This is a genomic window from Vibrio sp. 2304 (assembly GCF_033339475.1).
In the GTDB taxonomy this organism is placed as follows: Bacteria; Pseudomonadota; Gammaproteobacteria; order Enterobacterales; family Vibrionaceae; genus Vibrio; species Vibrio alginolyticus.
The window spans coordinates 197,543-216,477 of sequence record NZ_JAWOUQ010000006.1 but is presented as its reverse complement, the minus strand read 5'-3'; the positions used below and the strand labels follow the sequence as shown (position 1 = coordinate 216,477).

At 45.2% G+C, this 18,935-nt stretch carries 21 protein-coding genes; 15 read left to right on the top strand and 6 right to left on the bottom strand.

Features of this window, described 5'->3' with window-relative positions; translation table 11 throughout:
- Nucleotide 1: 1 nt before the first annotated feature.
- The 5 genes from R7P64_RS14195 to R7P64_RS14175 all read left to right on the top strand — a co-directional run bounded on the left by R7P64_RS14195 (nt 2) and on the right by R7P64_RS14175 (nt 5,246).
- Nucleotides 2–1,045, top strand: coding sequence for an ABC transporter permease (locus tag R7P64_RS14195; protein ID WP_005379369.1), 1,044 nt, complete (start codon nt 2–4; stop codon nt 1,043–1,045).
- Nucleotides 1,046–1,083: 38 nt separating this feature from the next.
- The gene (locus R7P64_RS14190) at nt 1,084–2,910 is read left to right on the top strand and encodes an extracellular solute-binding protein (protein WP_047103768.1); all 1,827 of its coding nucleotides are present in this window, start codon (nt 1,084–1,086) and stop codon (nt 2,908–2,910) included.
- A gap of 9 nt (nt 2,911–2,919) precedes the next feature.
- Nucleotides 2,920–3,777 carry an ABC transporter ATP-binding protein gene (locus R7P64_RS14185; RefSeq protein ID WP_080960121.1) on the top strand — a complete coding sequence of 286 codons (858 nt, stop codon included), beginning with the start codon at nt 2,920–2,922 and terminating at the stop codon, nt 3,775–3,777.
- A gap of 35 nt (nt 3,778–3,812) precedes the next feature.
- The gene (locus tag R7P64_RS14180) at nt 3,813–4,652 is read left to right on the top strand and encodes an ABC transporter ATP-binding protein (protein WP_005379372.1); all 840 of its coding nucleotides are present in this window, start codon (nt 3,813–3,815) and stop codon (nt 4,650–4,652) included.
- Nucleotides 4,653–4,820: 168 nt separating this feature from the next.
- Nucleotides 4,821–5,246 carry a phosphate-starvation-inducible protein PsiE gene (locus R7P64_RS14175; RefSeq protein ID WP_025768316.1) on the top strand — a complete coding sequence of 142 codons (426 nt, stop codon included), beginning with the start codon at nt 4,821–4,823 and terminating at the stop codon, nt 5,244–5,246.
- 55 nt (nt 5,247–5,301) lie between these two features.
- On the opposite strand, the gene R7P64_RS14170 is transcribed toward R7P64_RS14175, so the two are convergent.
- Nucleotides 5,302–6,168 carry a YicC/YloC family endoribonuclease gene (locus tag R7P64_RS14170; protein WP_047103771.1) on the bottom strand — a complete coding sequence of 289 codons (867 nt, stop codon included), beginning with the start codon at nt 6,166–6,168 and terminating at the stop codon, nt 5,302–5,304.
- Nucleotides 6,169–6,352: 184 nt separating this feature from the next.
- On the opposite strand from R7P64_RS14170, the gene rph reads away from it, so the two are divergent.
- Nucleotides 6,353–7,069 (top strand): ribonuclease PH, encoded by a 717-nt coding sequence (gene rph / locus R7P64_RS14165; protein WP_031780917.1) that lies wholly within the window; start codon nt 6,353–6,355, stop codon nt 7,067–7,069.
- Between the two features lie 104 nt (nt 7,070–7,173).
- Nucleotides 7,174–7,815: an orotate phosphoribosyltransferase gene (gene pyrE, locus R7P64_RS14160; RefSeq protein WP_005379384.1), complete on the top strand. Its 642-nt coding sequence runs from the start codon at nt 7,174–7,176 to the stop codon at nt 7,813–7,815.
- Between the two features lie 84 nt (nt 7,816–7,899).
- Here the strand turns inward: pyrE and R7P64_RS14155 are convergent, their stop codons facing one another.
- The 3 genes from R7P64_RS14155 to coaBC all read right to left on the bottom strand — a co-directional run bounded on the left by R7P64_RS14155 (nt 7,900) and on the right by coaBC (nt 10,818).
- The gene (locus R7P64_RS14155; protein ID WP_318123648.1) at nt 7,900–8,850 is read right to left on the bottom strand and encodes a Kdo(2)-lipid IV(A) acyltransferase; all 951 of its coding nucleotides are present in this window, start codon (nt 8,848–8,850) and stop codon (nt 7,900–7,902) included.
- 6 nt (nt 8,851–8,856) lie between these two features.
- Nucleotides 8,857–9,447 (bottom strand): nucleoid occlusion factor SlmA, encoded by a 591-nt coding sequence (gene slmA, locus R7P64_RS14150; protein WP_005379386.1) that lies wholly within the window; start codon nt 9,445–9,447, stop codon nt 8,857–8,859.
- Nucleotides 9,448–9,618: 171 nt separating this feature from the next.
- Nucleotides 9,619–10,818: a bifunctional phosphopantothenoylcysteine decarboxylase/phosphopantothenate--cysteine ligase CoaBC gene (gene coaBC / locus R7P64_RS14145; protein ID WP_154204912.1), complete on the bottom strand. Its 1,200-nt coding sequence runs from the start codon at nt 10,816–10,818 to the stop codon at nt 9,619–9,621.
- Between the two features lie 193 nt (nt 10,819–11,011).
- On the opposite strand from coaBC, the gene R7P64_RS14140 reads away from it, so the two are divergent.
- The 8 genes from R7P64_RS14140 to R7P64_RS14105 all read left to right on the top strand — a co-directional run bounded on the left by R7P64_RS14140 (nt 11,012) and on the right by R7P64_RS14105 (nt 17,352).
- Complete coding sequence (locus R7P64_RS14140) at nt 11,012–12,685, top strand: methyl-accepting chemotaxis protein (protein WP_318123646.1); 1,674 nt, start codon at nt 11,012–11,014, stop codon at nt 12,683–12,685.
- A 114-nt stretch (nt 12,686–12,799) separates the two neighbouring features.
- Nucleotides 12,800–13,474 (top strand): RadC family protein, encoded by a 675-nt coding sequence (gene radC / locus R7P64_RS14135; RefSeq protein WP_213972968.1) that lies wholly within the window; start codon nt 12,800–12,802, stop codon nt 13,472–13,474.
- Nucleotides 13,475–13,776: 302 nt separating this feature from the next.
- Nucleotides 13,777–14,013 (top strand): 50S ribosomal protein L28, encoded by a 237-nt coding sequence (gene rpmB / locus R7P64_RS14130; RefSeq protein ID WP_005384783.1) that lies wholly within the window; start codon nt 13,777–13,779, stop codon nt 14,011–14,013.
- Between the two features lie 13 nt (nt 14,014–14,026).
- Nucleotides 14,027–14,197: a 50S ribosomal protein L33 gene (gene rpmG, locus R7P64_RS14125; RefSeq protein WP_004410866.1), complete on the top strand. Its 171-nt coding sequence runs from the start codon at nt 14,027–14,029 to the stop codon at nt 14,195–14,197.
- A gap of 275 nt (nt 14,198–14,472) precedes the next feature.
- Entirely contained in the window at nt 14,473–14,949 is a 477-nt protein-coding gene (locus R7P64_RS14120) for a hypothetical protein (RefSeq protein WP_031777180.1), read from the top strand.
- A gap of 102 nt (nt 14,950–15,051) precedes the next feature.
- Nucleotides 15,052–15,861, top strand: coding sequence for a bifunctional DNA-formamidopyrimidine glycosylase/DNA-(apurinic or apyrimidinic site) lyase (gene mutM / locus R7P64_RS14115; RefSeq protein WP_053349744.1), 810 nt, complete (start codon nt 15,052–15,054; stop codon nt 15,859–15,861).
- 86 nt (nt 15,862–15,947) lie between these two features.
- Nucleotides 15,948–16,430, top strand: a complete 483-nt coding sequence (gene coaD, locus R7P64_RS14110; protein ID WP_005379411.1) for a pantetheine-phosphate adenylyltransferase — start codon at nt 15,948–15,950, stop codon at nt 16,428–16,430.
- On the top strand, nt 16,417–17,352 hold the full coding sequence (locus tag R7P64_RS14105; protein WP_136976544.1) for a glycosyl transferase family 90: 936 nt from the start codon (nt 16,417–16,419) through the stop codon (nt 17,350–17,352). The genes coaD and R7P64_RS14105 overlap by 14 nt, the downstream gene beginning before the upstream one ends.
- A gap of 29 nt (nt 17,353–17,381) precedes the next feature.
- On the opposite strand, the gene R7P64_RS14100 is transcribed toward R7P64_RS14105, so the two are convergent.
- A complete protein-coding gene (locus R7P64_RS14100) occupies nt 17,382–18,170 on the bottom strand; it encodes a glycosyltransferase family 2 protein (protein WP_005379421.1) in 789 nt (262 codons plus the stop codon).
- The gene (locus R7P64_RS14095) at nt 18,167–18,934 is read right to left on the bottom strand and encodes a glycosyltransferase family 2 protein (RefSeq protein ID WP_005395793.1); all 768 of its coding nucleotides are present in this window, start codon (nt 18,932–18,934) and stop codon (nt 18,167–18,169) included. The genes R7P64_RS14100 and R7P64_RS14095 overlap by 4 nt, the downstream gene beginning before the upstream one ends.
- Nucleotide 18,935 lies beyond the last annotated feature (1 nt).

Below are 18,935 nucleotides of genomic sequence, written 5' to 3'. Positions count from 1 at the left end.
CATGATTAAAGTTAGTCCATTAACCCAAAAGAAAATTCGTCACTTTAAAGAGATCAAACGAGGCTATTGGTCGTTTGTTGCTCTTTCTATCATGTTGATCCTTTCTCTATTCGCCGAACTTTTGATCAACAGTAAAGCGCTAGTCGTCAAGTACGATGGTAGCTACTATTTTCCTGTTGTCAGTGACGTACGTTTAGGTAGCGAATTCGGCCAAGAGTCATCCAGTGAAGCCGATTATCGTGTACTGCAAAAAGCGTTTGAGGCTGAAGGGGGCGACAACTTTGTTATTTTGCCGCTTGTGCCGTGGAACCCATATGAACAAGATTTTAGTGGTGATTTCCCGCCAACAGCACCTAGTGCCGAAAATAAGCATTATTTAGGTACAGATGTGATAGGTCGCGATATTTTGGCGCGACTCGTCTACGGATTCAGAACGGCGATGGGATTTGCGTTGCTTACGATGGCCATTTCCTACGCGATCGGTACTGCAGTCGGTTGTGCTATGGGTTTTTGGGGCGGTAAATTTGACTTGTTTGTACAGCGACTTATCGAAATCTGGTCAATGGTACCGTTTTTGTACGTCATAATGATTCTTGTTTCAATCGTTCAACCGACGTTTGCTCTCTTTGTCGCTATTAACGTGCTTTTCACTTGGATGGGGATGACATGGTACATGCGGACCATGACCTATAAAGAAGCGGCACGAGAATACGTAATGGCGGCACGTGCTTTAGGGGCATCGACTGGACGTATCTTGTTTAATCACATCTTGCCAAATACGATGGTGATGATTGTAACCCTAGCACCTTTCACTATTGCAGCTAACATCACTGCATTGACTGCTCTCGATTACCTAGGCTTAGGCTTGATGCCACCAACACCAAGTTGGGGGGAATTACTGCAACAAGGTAAGTCAAACTTAGATTCGCCATGGATTGTTGCGTCAGTAGTGACTTCTATTGTTCTGGTTCTGGTAATGGTGACCTTTATTGGTGAAGCCATTCGAGCGGCTTTCGACCCGAAAAAATTCACACGCTATGTTTAAGCGAGCATTGTGAGCAAAACATAAAAAAGGGAAGTTTTATGAAGAAATTATTTTTAGCGTCCACGCTGAGCGCCCTGAGTTTTGGTGCAATGTCAGCAACGCTTCCGACTGACTTAAACTGGCAAACAAACTGGGATGAGCCTCAATATGGTTCTCCAGAAGCGAAACGTGGAGGGACTTATCGCACCTTTATGTCAAGTTTCCCGCAGACGTTACGTAGTGTTGGTCCAGACGCTAATGCAGGGCTACGTTCTTTTATCTTAGATGAAACACCAGGCTTGGTGGTCCGCCACCCAGATACTTTAGAGTTCATACCTGAGCTTGCTAACGAGTGGGCGTTAGCAGGTGACAACAAAACGGTCTATTTTAAACTCAACCCTGAAGCCAAATGGTCGGACGGCAAACCTGTGACTGCCGACGATTTCGTGTTCATGCTGAAGTTTTATCGTTCCAAGGACATCTTGGAACCTTGGTACAACGATTACTACAACAAAACGATTGCGGATGTTATCAAGTACGACACTCATACGTTTGCTGTTAAGGCGGCGAAAGAGTTCAATCCGGAAGAGTTGCTGTTACGAATGGGGGCTCTGCGCCCACGCCCCGCACATTTTTATGCTAACCCTTCAAAAGATGAAAATGGTGACGGTATACATGACAACTTTGTCCGCTACTACAATTTTAAAAGTGAACCAACGACCAGTGCATACTACCTAGATGACATTAAAAAAGGTAAAAGTGTTACCTTCAAACATGTTGGTGAAGACTGGTGGGGTTACAGCAATAAGTATTATCAACATCGTTATAATGTCGACAAAATCCGCATCACAGTGATTCGCGACAGTGATATCGCGATGAAGCACTTTGAGAAAGGGAAGCTGGACGCATTTGGTCTTGTTTTACCAAGCTTATGGCATGATAAATCGAATACGGAACCTTACCAAAAGGGATACATTCAAAAGTTCTGGGGTTACAACCAATTTCCAGTTGGGGCTGGTGGTGTATGGATGAACACCGCGATGCCTTTGCTGGATGATTTAAACATTCGCAAGGGCATTACTTACGCGATTGACTTTGATGGCATGATAGAGAATGTCATGCGTGGCGACTACTCCCGTAAACCGAACCCGACCGGTTATGGTCATGGTAAATACACCCTACCAGATGCTAAGGCACCGAAGTTTGATCCCGCAAAAGCGGCCGAGGCATTCGAAGCCGCAGGTTTTAACAAAATTGGTTCTGATGGTATTCGTGTTAATGATAAAGGTGAGCGCTTAAGCTTCGAGCTGACCTACGGAACACCTGTTCATACTCCTCGTATTGCATTTTTGCGTGAGCAAGCCAAGCTAGCAGGGCTGGATATTGAGCTCAAGTTAGTTGATGGCTCATCCATGTTCAAATACGTACGTGAGAAAAAGCACGATTTGGCTTTCTTAGATATGGGTACGTCTGAGATCCCAACGTATTGGGAGTACTTCCATTCTGTCAATGCGAACAAGCCGCAAACTAACTCTTTCACAAACTACAGCACGCCTGAACTGGATGAAAAGATCATCGAGTATCGTTTTGGCATGGATATGGATAAAAAGATCCAGCTAGGTCATGAGATTCAGCGTGACATCATTGATGCTCACGTTATCGTCCCAGGCTACATGGTTCCTTATGTCCGCTATGGTCACTGGCGCTGGTTAAAGTTTCCAGATAAGCCAATGAATCGCATGACAGAGGCGCTGTTCAGTGGTGCAATCATAGGCGATGGCACTTACTGGATTGATAGTGATATCAAAAAAGAAACGAAACAAGCGATGAAGTCAGACAAAGCTTTTGAACCTGTCGTTGTCGTAGATGACACTTATAAGCTGTAAGGATTGGTTATGGAAAACGATGTAATCCTAAGTGTTAAAGATCTCGAAGTTGAATTTACCACCGATGATGGGCCAGTGAAGGTTCTGCATGGTGTGAACTTTGATGTGCGAGCTGGACGTACACTCGGCCTGGTGGGAGAGTCAGGTAGTGGTAAGAGCGTAACCTCAATGTCGATCATGGGGCTATTACCTAAGCCATATGGCAACATCATTAAAGGTGAAGTGAATTATCGCGGCACCAACCTAGTTGATTTGCCTGCGGAAGAGATGTACGCCATGCGTGGCGATCGCATTTCGATCATCTTCCAAGACCCGATGACTGCGCTCAACCCAGTGCACACCATTGGTCGTCAAATATGTGAAGTGCTTGAGCTCCATCGACCTGAGCTCGACAAAAAGGAGCGGGAGGCGTACGCGATTGAGATGCTGGCAAAAGTAAAAATTCCAATGCCAGAGAAGCGATTGAATGAGTATCCCCATAACCTATCTGGTGGTATGCGCCAGCGTGTCATGATCGCGATGGCATTGGCCTGTAAGCCGGATATTCTGATTTGTGATGAACCGACTACAGCGTTGGATGTTACGGTTCAGGCGTCTATCCTTGAACTGATGAACGAGCTTCAGGAAGAAACGGGCATGGCGATGATCTTCATCACTCACGATCTCGGGGTTGTGGCAGAAGTGTGTGATGATGTTGCCGTGATGTATGGCGGACGTATTGTCGAAAAAGCAGAAATTTTTGAGTTGTTTGATAACCCGCAGCACCCATACACAGAGCGTTTGATGGGGTTGATGCCGAGCTTAGATAATGAGCCGAAGCAGATGATCGATATCAAGCCTATTGATGCCAGTATGTTTGCCAGTTAACTGGGCAAAGTGAACCAGTCATAAAAGAGGATGTTATGGCAAAAGAAGTATTAAGAATTGAAAATCTTAAGCAGCACTTTGTTTCTGGTAAAGGGCTGTTCAAGAAAGGCTACACCATCAAAGCGGTAGACGGGGTTTCACTGTCTGTTTCTGAAGGTGAAACACTGGGGCTAGTTGGTGAGTCAGGTTGTGGTAAAAGCACCCTTGGTCGCACGATCTTAAAGTTATACGAGCCAACAGAAGGTAAGATTTTCTTTGAAGGTAAAGACATCACTAAATTGTCTGTTAAAGAGATGCGCTCGCTGCGTAAAGACATGCAAATCGTCTTTCAAGACCCAATGGAGTCACTCAATCAGCGTCATACCATCGGTATGATTCTGGAAGAACCGTTTGTTATTCATAAAATTGGCACGCCAACAGAGCGTAAACAGTGGGTAAAAGAGCTTTTAATCAAAGTGGGATTACCAGAAACGGCAGTAAACCGTTATCCACATGAATTTTCAGGCGGACAACGGCAGCGTATCGGTATTGCTCGCGCGATTGCATTGAAGCCTAAATTACTGATTTGTGATGAATCGGTATCTGCGTTAGATGTGTCGGTACAGGCGCAAATCTTGAACCTATTGCTACAGCTGCAACAAGAAATGAACTTGGCGATCATATTTATCTCTCACGATCTCTCGGTGGTGAAACATGTTTCTGACAAAGTTGCCGTGATGTATTTTGGTAAAGTGGTAGAAGCAGGCAGTGCTAAAGAAATTTATGCAAACCCGCAAAACGAATACACCAAAAAACTCCTATCTGCGATTCCGATCACTCACCCTAAATATCGGAAGAAAAAGCGCGTAGCTGAAAAAAAGCAGCAAGTGGCGTAAGTGATGCCACAGGTCCTATAACACAAAAGCGCTCCGCCAAATAAGCGGAGCGTTTTTATAAGCAAATGCCAGGACTTGGAGTCGATTCGCACTGATGTTTATTCTGATTGATTGAAGATCGTTGCATGCTAAACTCAAGGCCTATTTTCTTTTTTTGGATAATGGACCATGCCGTCGAATTTACCGAAATCCTTTAGTCGACCTTTCCTGAAAATCTTCCATATTTTGGAGGCGGTGTTATTAGTCTCTATTACCTTGGCGACGTTGTACGCCATGATGCAAGAGTTTGTGCACGTATTTGTAGAGAAGCGTGTCTTACTCACAGATATTCTTTTGATGTTTATCTATCTGGAAGTGCTCGCCATGGTGCAGCAGTTCGTGATGAACGGTAAAATTCCGGTACGCTATCCTATCTACATCGCGATGATGGCGATCGCCCGCTATATCACTCTCGGAATGAAAGAGCTGGATGCAGTTTTGGTTGTGTGGTTATCTCTGGCTGCGTTTATTTTGGCTGCGGCTACTTTGCTGATCAGAATTGGACATCATTATTGGCCCTACGTTGATAACAGTACCTTGGAAAAAGACGAATAAAAGAAAGCCCCGTATTAGCGGGGCTTTTTTGTTTCAATACTCGATGACTTTTAGATCATTCAATGTTTTGGATCTGCTCACGCATCTGTTCAATTAGAACTTTCAGTTCAACGCCCGATGCGGTGATGTCGGTGCTGATTGATTTCGACGCTAGCGTGTTCGATTCACGGTTGAACTCTTGCATCATGAAATCTAGACGACGACCCACTGCGCCACCTTTTTTCAGAATGTTCGTGGTTTCTTTTACGTGAGAATCAAGACGGTCTAGCTCTTCTGCTACGTCTGATTTCTGTGCCAGAAGGATAAGCTCTTGCTCAACGCGAGATGGGTCTAGCTCTACTTTCGCATCTTCAAATTTAGAGAACAGACGCTCACGTTGCCACTCTAGTATTTCTGGCATGCGTGCGCGCACTTTTACGACTTCTGCAGAAATGGCGTTCAAACGCTGTTCAATCAGCGCCTTCATGTTCTCGCCTTCACGAGCGCGCGCTTCAATAAATTCATCCATTGCGCCATCAAATGCTTCTAGTAGCACTTTATTTACCGCATCCATGTCTTGCTCTGGCGTTTCCATTACCCCCGGCCATTGCATGACTTGAAATGGATTGATTCGGCTCAGTTCACCAGTCATGTGCATGACTTGTTCAGCGGCTTTAATTACCTGGCTAGCAAGCGCTTCATTGATGCTAAGCTCACCTTTTGCGGCAGGGTTTGCTTCAAAACGCAGATTACATTCTACTTTGCCTCGCGCTAAGCGCTTACGAAAGCGCTCACGTAAAACGGGCTCTAACCCGCGAAATTGTTCTGGCATGCGGAAGTATGTTTCTAAATAACGCTGGTTCACGCTGCGGATTTCCCATACCGCAGAGCCCCAATCGCCTTTTACTTCTTTGCGTGCATACGCTGTCATACTGTAAATCATCGAATTTTCCTGTCTTCATTTTTTGAAAATTACTTCAAGAGTGTATCATGCTGCGTCGATAGGTGCGCGGGATGTATGGATTGTTTATGTTGTGCCAGCGGCGTAACCTATGAATCCGGAATCGATTCCGTTATAATCTTCGCCCAACCAAATCGTCTTCTCCTCATATTTAAGGTAGATGCCCATGCGTCCAAACGATCGCAAGGCGGATCAAGTTCGCCCTATCAAAATTACTCGTAACTACACAGCTTACGCTGAAGGATCAGTGCTAGTTGAGTTCGGTAACACCAAAGTGTTGTGTAATGCGACCGTCGAAGAATCTGTGCCACGTTGGCTAAAAGGTCAAGGTAAAGGCTGGGTTACAGCTGAATACGGCATGCTACCTCGAGCAACACATTCTCGTACTCGTCGTGAGGCGGCAAGTGGCAAACAAGGCGGCCGTACGATGGAAATTCAGCGTCTTATCGCGCGAAGCCTACGTGCTGTTGTCGATCTAAAAGCCATGGGTGAGTTCATGATCACCGTTGACTGTGACGTTATCCAAGCAGACGGCGGCACTCGCACTGCATCTATCAGCGGCGCAAGTGTTGCAATGGCCGATGCGTTCCAACACCTAGTAGATAGCGGCAAGCTAAAAGCAAACCCAATGAAAGGCCACGTAGCGGCAGTTTCTGTCGGCTTACTAGGCGACGAAGTATTGTGTGATCTTGAATACGTTGAAGATTCAGCGGCAGACACAGACATGAACGTAGTAATGACCGAAGAAGGCAAGATGATTGAAATTCAGGGCACCGCAGAAGGTGAACCGTTCAGTCACGAACAGCTGATGGCATTGCTCGAGTCGGCGAAAGTCGGCATTACGGAAATTGTCGCAGCGCAGAAGGCGGCGTTAGCCAATTGATTTAGATAGCTCCCATTATGGGGGCTATTTTTTTATCTCGACAATAGAGAAATGATTGATTGTCGAGAAGAGACACAAGAAACCAAGGACATAGAGAGGAAATAATGAAAGCATACCAGCGTGAATTTATTGAGTTTGCACTTGAGAAAGAAGTTCTTAAGTTTGGTGAGTTTACTTTGAAATCTGGCCGTAAAAGCCCGTACTTCTTTAACGCTGGTCTTTTCAATACTGGTCGTGACCTAGCGCGTCTTGGTCGTTTTTACGCAGCCGCGCTCGCTGACTCTGGCATTGAGTTTGATGTACTGTTTGGCCCGGCGTACAAAGGTATCCCAATCGCGACGACAACAGCAGTCGCGCTGGCGGATCACCACGATATCGACACGCCTTACTGCTTCAACCGTAAAGAAGCGAAAGATCACGGCGAAGGCGGTAACCTTGTAGGCTCTGCGCTTGAAGGTCGAATAATGCTAGTGGATGACGTAATCACAGCAGGTACTGCGATTCGTGAATCGATGGAAATAATTCAAGCAAATGGCGCAGACCTTGCTGGTGTGTTGGTTGCGATTGACCGCCAAGAAAAAGGCAAAGGTGAGTTGTCTGCGATCCAAGAAGTGGAGCGTGACTTTGGTTGTGCAATCATCTCAATCGTTAGCCTGACTGACCTTGTGACTTTCCTTGAAGAGAAAGGCACAGACAAAGAGCATCTAGAAGCAGTTAAAGCGTACCGCGCAGAATACGGCATTTAATTGGTTACTTTTTCTGAAAAAGTAAAAAGGGCAGATGGATATTCATCTGCCCTTTTTTGTTTTTGGATTTATCGCCGTGACCACTTACTTATAGCGAATGCCTTTCTCGACATGCTCATCTTGCATGGTTTTATAGCGTTTATGGAGCCACATCCATTGCTCTGGAGCGCGTAGAATGACTTCTTCCACATACTTGTTCATATAAGCGGCAGCGGCGACTTCGTCTTTTTGTGGATAGTCGGCTTCAATGCACTTATCGGCGATGATGTCGTATTTTCCTTCGTCATTGCGAAACCCTGAGCCTGGGATGATCGCACATTTTGAGGTATACGCCAGAATGCTCGTGCCTGTTGTCGTACACGCATCGTCTACGGCAAAGAAGGGCACAAATACTGATTTTTTGCGACCGTAATCGTGATCCGGTAAATAGAACAGACGCTCACCGCTGCGTAAAACACGAATCATCTTTTTTACATCTTTACGATCAATCAGTTTATTGCCGTTATGTGTTCGTCCCCAATACTGGATAAAGTTATAAGCAGGATTATTATGCGGACGAAACGCGCCGTACCCGGCCACGCCTAACACGGCGAAAGCACGCGCAGTGATCTCTAGATTAAGAGCATGGACACAACAAAGTAGGACGCCTTTACCTTCTTTGGCTTTTTCACGCAGTGCGCCGAGATCTTTCTCGACGATCAGGTTTTTAAAGCGCCAAGTCGGCCAGAACCAAGTGATTCCGGTTTCTATCAGTGCCATACCGGTATTTTTGAAGTTCTCTTCAACAATATGTTGAATCTCTTCAGGTGTTTTGTCTGGAAAGGCCAATTCTAAGTTACGCTGAGCAACGTGGACACGCTTTTTACCGTAGCGCATGCCAAGTTTACCGAGTGAACGACCAAATGAAAGCAGCAGCCGATAAGGAAGAATATTGACGAGGATGGCCAACAGACCAAAACCAAGCCATACGCCCCAGTTACGAGGGTGAAGAAGTGAAAGAGAAAACTCGGGCTGCGTGTATTTGTCTTTACTCATAGTCTTTTACTTTATTTGTGCACTTAAAAGCGCCCAGTACTCGTCAAAGTTTGCAGTCGGCTGGTATTTAAAGTCGCTACGCACAAAGCGGTTTAGGCTCCCCTCAACTTGTCCCAGAATTTGCGCAGCTAGGATGCGCTCTTCGACAGGGAAAGACTTCCCTTCACGAATCTTACGTTCACGCAGGATTTGGCGCAATTGTGTTTCTATACGCTCAAAGAGTTGATTGATGCGTTCACGTAGACGTTCATTTTCAAACATTAGAGCATGACCTGACAAAATGCGTGTCAGACCTGGGTTACGTTCAGAGAACGCCAAAATAAGGTGCATCACCATACGAATACGCTCTAGTGTATCTTTTTCGTCGTCTAGAATACGGTTGATGCGTGTCATCAAGGCTTCTTCAATGAACTCAATCAACCCTTCGAACATGCGCGCTTTACTTGGGAAATGACGATACAGCGCGGCTTCTGAAACGCCGACTTGCTTGGCCAGTTTTGCCGTAGTAATGCGTGAAGCGCCATCTGTTGATTCAAGCATTTCTGCCAATGCTTGTAAGATCTCTTCACGACGGTTGGATTTTTTACTGCCGGCCATTAGTTACTTCCTTTCAAAATACAAAGTTGAGCGGAGGGGATTATAAGACGCTATTTCGCCTCAAACTAGACCACTAAGGGTGGAATGGGAGATTTAACACCCTTAGTTGTCATTTTTGTACCAAATTTATGCCAGCTTTTGTAAAAAATTGGCAGGGTTTTCAAACGTTAGTTACATCAATTGATGCATTTTTTCGAGAATTTTAAAGCTCAATGCTTCTTTTGATTCTAAAGCGAGCGCAAGTTCACCTTCAGGCCAGTAAAGGGTAATCGCGTTGTCGTTGCTGTTAAATCCTTGCCCTGCAACCGAAACGTCGTTTGCACAGATCATATTGAGGTTTTTCTTTGTTAACTTGCCTCGAGCATAGGTCTCTACATCATTGGTTTCAGCCGCAAAACCGACGGTAAACGGACGCTTCTCCGTCATTGCTGCCACAGATGCAACAATATCAGGATTTTTAACCATATTAATGACCATTTCGTCGTTGTCTTCTGTCTTTTTCAACTTTTGAGACGCGATCGTTTGTGGGCGGTAGTCGGCAACGGCAGCGCAGCTAATAAACGCATCATGCCTGTTTGCATGTGTCATAACGGCTTCGTGCATCTCTTGTGCACTGGAAACATTTATGCGCTCAACACCTACGGGCGTATTTAAACTGACAGGACCGCTCACGAGGGTGACTTTTGCTCCCATCTGCGCTGCGGCGCTCGCCAATGCATAGCCCATTTTCCCGGAGCTATGGTTAGTAATGTAACGCACTGGATCAATCGCTTCGCGAGTTGGTCCGGCGGTAATGAGTATCGACTTACCTTCTAACAATTTTGGTTGAAAGAACTGTTCACATAGATGTACTAGCTGCATTGGTTCCAGCATTCGACCTGGTCCCACATCACCACAGGCTTGCTCTCCTGCCGCAGGGCCCCAGATGTGCATACCACGACGCGCTAACGTAGCGATGTTCTCTTGGGTTGCGATATTGCGATACATCTGTTGATTCATCGCAGGAGAAACAGCAACAGGGGAATCCGTCGCGAGCACGAGCGTAGTAAGTAAATCGTTCCCCATGCCTGCGGACATGCGCGCGATTAAGTCCGCGGTCGCGGGCGCTAATAGCACTAAATCTGCCCATTTGGCCAATTCAATATGGCCCATAGAGGCTTCCGCTGCTGGGTCTAGTAAACTGTCCGAGACAGGACGGCCCGAAACGGCTTGCATGGTTAAAGGGGTAATGAACTCTTTTGCGGCTTTCGTCATTACAACTTGAACTTGCGCTCCTCTCTCTATGAGGCGACGGGTTAACTCCGCACATTTATACGCAGCAATACCGCCACTGATGCCGAGTAGAATTTTCTTTCCTGCTAGTGTTTGCATGTGAGATCTCCAATTTGATGACCGGATTTTAACACAATTCAAAGTCTGACCGCCCGAGCATATATAACGAGAAGATAATTCACATCAAACTCCATAGTGTTAATCTGACCGAGGAAGGGAAAATTCTCGCCTACCTCACAGACAAGTTGCGCGGAGTTTGCAAGTCTGAAAAGAAAAAGAGGTAGTGGAAACCATGGTGTTGAAAAGTCGAAACAAATTGCTGCTGATAACCCTAATTCCGCTGTTGTTGATCACCACGTTGATCTCAGTGGTGTATTACATCAACAGCAGTAAAAGTTTGGAAGCGGAGCTGGCAAGAGACAGGCAAGAGCTCATCGAAACGAAAAAGAAAGAGTTACAAGCCTATATGATGATGGGCGTGACGGCGATAAAACCGTTATACGACACGGATGTAAATGGAAGTAATAAAGAGGCAGCAAAAGAAATTCTGAAAGCCATGCGCTTTGAAAGCGATGGTTACTTTTTTGCCTACGACTCTCAAGGTGTGAATACGTTGCACGCCATCAAACCTGCATTAGAGGGTAAAAACCTTTACGACTTAAAAGATGAAAATGGGGTCGCAGTTATTGCGGGCTTGATTGACGCTTCTCAAAAAGGGGATGGGTTCCTCTATTTCTCGTGGCACAAACCGACCATTGACGCACAAGCGCCTAAGTTGGGCTATGCAGAATATCTATCGAAATGGGACTGGGTTTTAGGTACTGGCGTTTATATTGATGACATCGACCAGCAAGTTGCGATGCACAGAGAGTTAAAGACTCAAGAGCTAAAAGAGCATACATTATCTGCCGTGTTGATTTCCGTTATTGGATTGATCATTACCAGTGTTCTCACCAGTATCGTGGTGTCTAAAGGTATTCAGCCATTACAACATGTCGCGGCTTCATTAAAAGATGTTGCCGCAGGCGGCGGTGACTTAACGGCTCGTTTAAAAGTCGAAAGTCAGGATGAAGTTGGTGAAGTGGCGACCGCGTTTAATGAGTTTATGGATAAGCTGCACCCACTGATGCAGGACATTCATCGCTCTGCGACGACAGTACAGACCGTTTCTCAAAGCCTGAACACTCAGACCAGCCAAGCGAGCGGTCAAATGCAGGATCACTGTTTAGAGACGGACAAAGTTGTGACGGCAGTGACGCAAATGAGCATGACTGCCAAAGAAGTAGCCAGCAATACCAATGCGACCGCGCAGGCAATTGACGATGCCAACAGTCAAGTCACCGCCGCTCAGCATGAGGTCGAGCAAGCAATAGAAGGCATTACCGAACTCGTGACGGAGATAGACAGCACGTCAGATGCAATTTCTGAGTTGAGTTTACAGACCGAAAAAATAACCAAAGTGCTGGATGTGATTGGCGAGATAGCCGAGCAAACGAATTTGTTGGCCCTAAATGCGGCGATTGAAGCGGCTAGAGCCGGTGAGCAAGGTCGAGGGTTTGCCGTCGTTGCGGATGAAGTGCGCTCGTTAGCCAGTCGTACGCAAAATAGTACTCATGAAATTGGCGACATGCTCAAGCAGCTACAAAATGGTGTATCAAGAGCGGTCAGTACGATGTCGGTGAGCCAAAAACGAGGTGTCAAAACGGCGGAAGAATCTGCGCTCATTCAGCAATCTCTTTCTGGTGTTCATCATTCTATCGGAACAATTCGAGATATGGGTATTCAAACCGCGTCTGCCGCAGAAGAACAAAGCGCGGTTGCAGAAGACATCAACCAAAACTTAGTGGCTATTCAACAGATCGTGAACAACATTAATGAGACGTTGCAGCATGCCGAGTCAATCAGCACGCAGCTATCACAGTCTGGAACAGAAATTCACGGCTTGGTTGGCAACTTTAAACTCTGATGAACTGTTAAGTTGCATGGAAAGCACTGATGGTACGAAGAAAGCGAAAGTCATACTCGACTTTCGCTTTTTGTTTTGTGGAATAGGGACACTTTCTATATAAAGAGACATCAGATGATACTGAAAGCTTTGCCAAATGAGTCCATGCCCAGAGAGAAGCTACTGCAACGAGGGCCGCAAGCTTTGACCGATGCTGAGCTACTGGCCATCTTCTTGCGCACAGGCACCCGCGGAATGAACGTGATTGAGCTCGCAGACTTCCTTATTCAAGACTTTGGTTCGCTCAGACAACTATTTTCAGCATCAGAAGAAGAGTTTTGTCGTCACAAAGGATTGGGGCAAGCCAAGTATGTTCAATTGCAAGCTGTACTAGAAATGACACAACGTTACTTGGCGGAGACGCTAAAGCGTGGTGATGCCTTAACCAGCCCCGACCAAACTAAGTTATATCTGTCTTCTGTTTTAAGGGATCGGCAAAGAGAGGCTTTTTATATTCTTTTTCTCGATAACCAGCACCGAGTGATAAAAGACGAAATTTTATTTGAAGGAACGTTGGATGCAGCGTCGGTGTATCCGAGAGAAGTCGTCAAGCGTGCTCTGCATCATAACGCGGCGGCTTTGATTCTAGCGCACAATCATCCTTCAGGCGTCGCTGAGCCGAGCCAAGCTGACAGAAGGATTACAAGGCGTCTCATCGACGCATTAGCATTGGTGGATATTCGTATTTTGGACCATTTCGTCATCGGAGATGGGGAAAGTGTCTCTTTTGCTGAAAGAGGCTGGATATAACTGTGCGTTTTTTAGGTTGTTAGTTGCTAAAAATCTGCTATCATCCACGCCACTAAATTTTTAACTGAATTCAGCTTGGACTGCTAAAAAAATCTGCTGTCTAAAAAAAGATCACGAAAACCTGTAAAAAGGATCTGTTCGGGTCTTGAGCAATGCATATCAAGTTAGTATAATGCGCGACCTTTGATAGCCTTGTATGGATTTTCCATAGCGGTTCTTAACCTCTAACTTCTTTTCGAGAGATAGAGAGGTTCGGCCACCAAGGTTGATATCGAGCTGAAACGATTTTGGAGAAGACATTCATGTCACGAGTATGCCAAGTAACTGGTAAGCGTCCAGTAACGGGTAACAACCGTTCACACGCACGAAATGCTACTAAGCGTCGTTTTCTGCCGAACCTACAAACTCATCGTTTCTGGGTAGAGAGCGAAAAACGTTTTGTTAAACTACGTCTATCTGCTAAAGGTATGCGCATCATCGACAAGAAAGGTATTGATACTGTTCTTGCAGACATGCGTGCACGTGGCGAAAACGTTTAAGAGGAAATAAGCAATGGCAAAGAAAGGCGTTCGTGAGAAAATCCGTCTAGTATCTTCTGCAGGTACAGGCCACTTCTACACAACTGATAAGAACAAGCGTAACATGCCAGGCAAATTTGAGATCAAAAAGTTTGATCCAGTAGTTCGCCAGCACGTTATGTACAAAGAAGCAAAAATCAAATAATTGGTTTCAGTCTCTTTGATGAATTGAAAAACCCAACTTTCGAGTTGGGTTTTTTTATTACCTGAATAAAAGTGCTGAAGAAAAGGTTCAGTACGTCATCGGATTATAAAGTACTGCTGAAGTTATTTTACTGGTCCGACTCTATACTCGAATTTTTGATTGATCGCTCTCTGCCGCTTAGTTACCACTTCCCTACACACTTGCACACCGTTGTTCTAGTCAAGCTCAATACTCTTTGGTAACTTACTCATAACTATAAGAGAGTAGAGATGGTTATGCGTGTGAGTCCGGCTCGTCGCCGCCGATGGAACAATATTCTTATTCTGGGCATTATCGCGTTTATAGTGATCTTAAATGCGCCGATGTGGATCAAAACTTACCTATTAACAGACCAAGCAGACCCTTACCCAAATGTACTTCGCTCCGACTATACGGTGGAGTCTTTGTACTATAGTGGCTGGGAGTTTGAACTGCATGATGGACGATGGCAATCCAACATCAAAGTTGATGCACCGATCAGTGAACTTGTATCACGCTGGCAATCATTGGAAGGGACCGAGCTCACCTCAGAACAGTACGATCATTTAAAACCTAACCTGACGGTACCTGAAACGGTAGAAGTTTGGTATCAGGATCTCGAAGAGCCGCAGCGGGTGACTTTCTTTCGTTTACCTGATTTTTGGCTATTTAAAACCTGGCAAGACAAATGGGTCGCTATCTCCGTCGATGAAAACTACCTTATGCCAGAGTAGAGCCTTTTTGCGTCTATACCCCTAATAAGCCTCCCTATTTATCGTTTTTCTTTTCGATTATGCTAGCAGCGAGAACTATTAGCCGGTGAATTGGAGAATCTAATGCCTGAGTTGCCAGAAGTTGAAGTGAGCCGTATGGGGATTAGCCCTCACATGGTTGGACAAACGATCCAGTCGTTTACTTTTCGAACGCCTAAATTGCGCTGGGATATTCCTACAGAGCTTAAAAAATTGGAAGGGCAGGTGATCCGTGCGATTAGCCGTCGTGCGAAATACTTACTGATCGAGACAAACACAGGTACAGCCATTGTTCACTTGGGCATGTCGGGGTCTTTACGTGTTCTAGATGCTGACTTTCCGCCAGCAAAGCACGATCATGTGGATCTCAAACTAAGCAGTGGAAAAATACTGCGTTATAACGATCCGCGTCGTTTTGGGGCATGGCTGTGGTGTGCTCCTGGCGAGTCACATGCTGTGCTAGCAAACATGGGGCCTGAGCCTTTAACTGAAGAGTTCAATGCGGAATATGTAGCGGAGAAAGCTAAAAATAAGCGTGTTGCCGTCAAGCAGTTCATCATGGACAACAAAGTCGTGGTTGGTGTCGGAAATATCTACGCGAATGAGTCGTTGTTTAAATCTCGAATTCACCCTTCAAGGCCCGCAGGTAAGTTGACTTCTCAAGAGTGGGGGTTACTTGTTGAAAATATCAAAATGACACTTGAGATTGCCATTACGCAAGGTGGGACTACGCTGAAAGACTTTGCGCAAGCCGATGGAAAGCCGGGTTACTTTGCACAAGAGTTATTGGTTTACGGAAAAGCAGGAGAGCCATGCCCAGAGTGCGGCGAACGACTTCAAGAGCTAAAGATTGGCCAACGTAATACCTTCTTTTGTAGTGAGTGTCAGAAGTAAGTCGAGCTATTATCGAGCTTAAGTTGTTGTAATCTTGCGTTCGAGCCTCAATAATTCAATCAGTTTCGAATAACTTAGTAAATTATATGAAAGTCATTTATCCGGGCACTTTTGATCCAGTGACTAATGGTCACCTCAATCTAATAGAACGTACTCACGAAATGTTTGATGAGGTTGTGATTGGCGTAGCCGCAAGCCCATCGAAGAACACTATGTTTTCATTGGAAGAGCGCGTTGCACTGATGCAGGACGTTGTAGCGCATTTACCTGGTGTGACGGTAAAGGGGTTCTCCGGGTTATTAGTGGATTTCGCGAGAGATGAGAAAGCTAAGGTTCTTATTCGTGGTTTACGAACAACGGTAGACTTTGAATACGAGTTTGGACTGACCAACATGTACCGAAAGCTATTACCAGGAATCGAGAGCGTATTTTTAACTCCTGAAGAAGAGTTTGCGTTTTTATCGTCGACTATCGTGAGAGAAGTAGCGATTCATGGCGGAAGTATCGAACAATTCGTTCCCAAGCCAGTAGCCATCGCGATTGGGGAAAAACTGAATGAAAGACAGTAAGTTCCCTTATTATTTCTCAAACGCTCTCTCGACACTTATCCCTCGCTTTGTATATCGAGCACAAGCCAAGCGTTTACTTTCGAATCTGACCGAGGCAGAGCTGCAACGCTGTCTTGAGCGGGTGAACTATTACAATAAGTGTGAAACGCCGTTTTCAGTCGATAGCCGAGAACAAAGTTACTCGACCATCGATACATTCAAAAAAACGAAAGGCTGGACGTATTTTTTCGATCTTCGCCAAGTTGTACGCTATTTCCCTTCCAGTTTTGCGTTTAACTACATCAATGGCGATGTTACACACATCCCCAATGTACCGAGCTTTATAAAAAGCCGCCCTATTTTTGGTAACAACCAAAATTCAGTGGTGTTGAAACTTAATCAAGTTCGTCATTTTAAATTTATTGACGATCCTGTTCGCTATCAAGATAAAAAGGACATGGTAGCGTGGCGCGGCGTGGGTTTTCAGCCGCATCGTAAAAAGGTGATTCATGCGTTTTACAACCATCCGCAATGCAATATTGGCCAGACCCGCCCGGTAGAAGGGAAACCATGGGAAAAGGGCTTTATGAGTATTGAAGAGCAACTGCAGTATAAGTTTTTGCTCTGTATAGAAGGCAATGATGTGGCCACCAACCTTAAGTGGGCTATGTCGTCTAACTCCTTGGTTATTATGTCAAAGCCAAAATATGAGACTTGGTTTATGGAAGGTAAGTTAGAGGCAGGCGTCCACTATGTTGAAGTGAAGGATGACTATTCGGATTTGCCCGAAAAGATGGATTATTACCTAGCGAATGAGCAAGAAGCATTAGCGATCATTGAAAATGCGCACCAGTGGGTTGAGCAGTTCAAAGATAAACGTAAAGAGCGTTTGATCTCATTGATGGTTGCCGATAAGTACTTCGCTTTATCTCAGCAACAATAAAAAGGGGCGAAACGCCCCTTTTTATAATCTTAAGCTTCTAGAAATTGATCAACACCATTCTCACAGCGTTTAAGCTTGTTTTTAATTGTGTTTTCTAAAATCTCGTCATTTTGTCCGAGTGACGCGCGAGAGTTTTCTACGTGGTACAAGTGGTAGCCTACACCTGCAAATTTTAGGTAAAGACGTGACTTACCCGCATTCAACATGCGATGAACAAACTCGCTGTCTTCGCGTCCCCATCCAACAAAATCTTGGTTGAAGCCATTCACCTCGATGACATCTTGTCGCCAAAACGCCATGTTGCAGCCGCGAGTGGCTTTATCGTTATTACGCTCGTAAGAGAACCATTTCGATAGCAAGGCGTTGGTGATGCAGTTTTTACGATTGCGAATGCCTTTGCTGAAAATGGAAGGCACTAAGCCGTTTTCCATGATAGCCTTGCTGCAGCTTTCATCCGTTAACACACGTCCACCCTGCACAAACCAATTTGGTTTTGCGACTTGCTTATGTGATTCAATAAACGTTTGGGACAGCACCATGTCGCCATCAATCATGATGAGGTAGTCACCTGATGCTTTGGCGATCGCACGGTTGCGGCTCATTGAAAGCTGAAAGCCATTATCCTCGTGCCAACTATGAATCAGTGGAACCGGAAAACCTTCACGCATTTGGTCAACCATTGCTTTGGTGTCTTCTCGAGAGCCATCATCTGCAACAATGACTTCGTCAGGCAAAACGGTTTGACGTTTCACGCTTTCTAACACCGCTTTTAATGCTTCTTTCCAGTTGTAAGTGGTGATAATTAAAGTCGTTTTCATGATTTTTTTGCCTGTTCACGTAAGTAGAGATCGATATATTTTACAAAAGTAGAGTGCATGCTTAGCCAAGCTAGAATGAAGCCATGCTTGCCATCAAGGAAGCCTCGTTTGAGAACATACATCTTCAAAAAGCTAGCAAGAGCGTGAACGATAGCGGTCGTTAAACCCGCTTTCTTTTTACCTTCACGTTCATCCGTCCAGGCCTTGAGGTAGCCAGTGGTTTTATTGATGTAATGATGAAGGTGCTCGTAAGTGTAGTGATGCAGTCGACCATCCAGTTTTTCAGTTTGATAGTTTTTCTCATCAACTTTTTCATGAACGAGCGAATCATTATATTGTGTATATTCGGTGCGATATAAGCGCACAATCCAGTCTGGAGACCAACCAGAATGGTAGATGAACTTACCAAACGCTGAGCTTAGTCGATTAAGTTTGTATAAAACGTTCGGCTTATTGGCTGATACCGCGTGTAAGATACTTTCTTTTAGCTCTGGAGTGACTTGTTCGTCCGCATCAAGCCACAAAACGTAGTCTGCCGTAACGTATTGCTGCGCCAGTTGGCGCTGTTTACCGAATCCTGGCCAATCTAGGTTGGTGTAAAACTTATCTGTGTATTGTCGGGCGATTTCTTCGGTGCGATCAGTGCTGCCCGAGTCTAGAAGGACAATCTCATCGACCCAATCTTTTACTGTGTCTAGACAAGCTTGTAAGTGCTTCTCTTCATTTTTTACAATTAAGGCAACGGCTAAGGTTGGTTTGGACAAG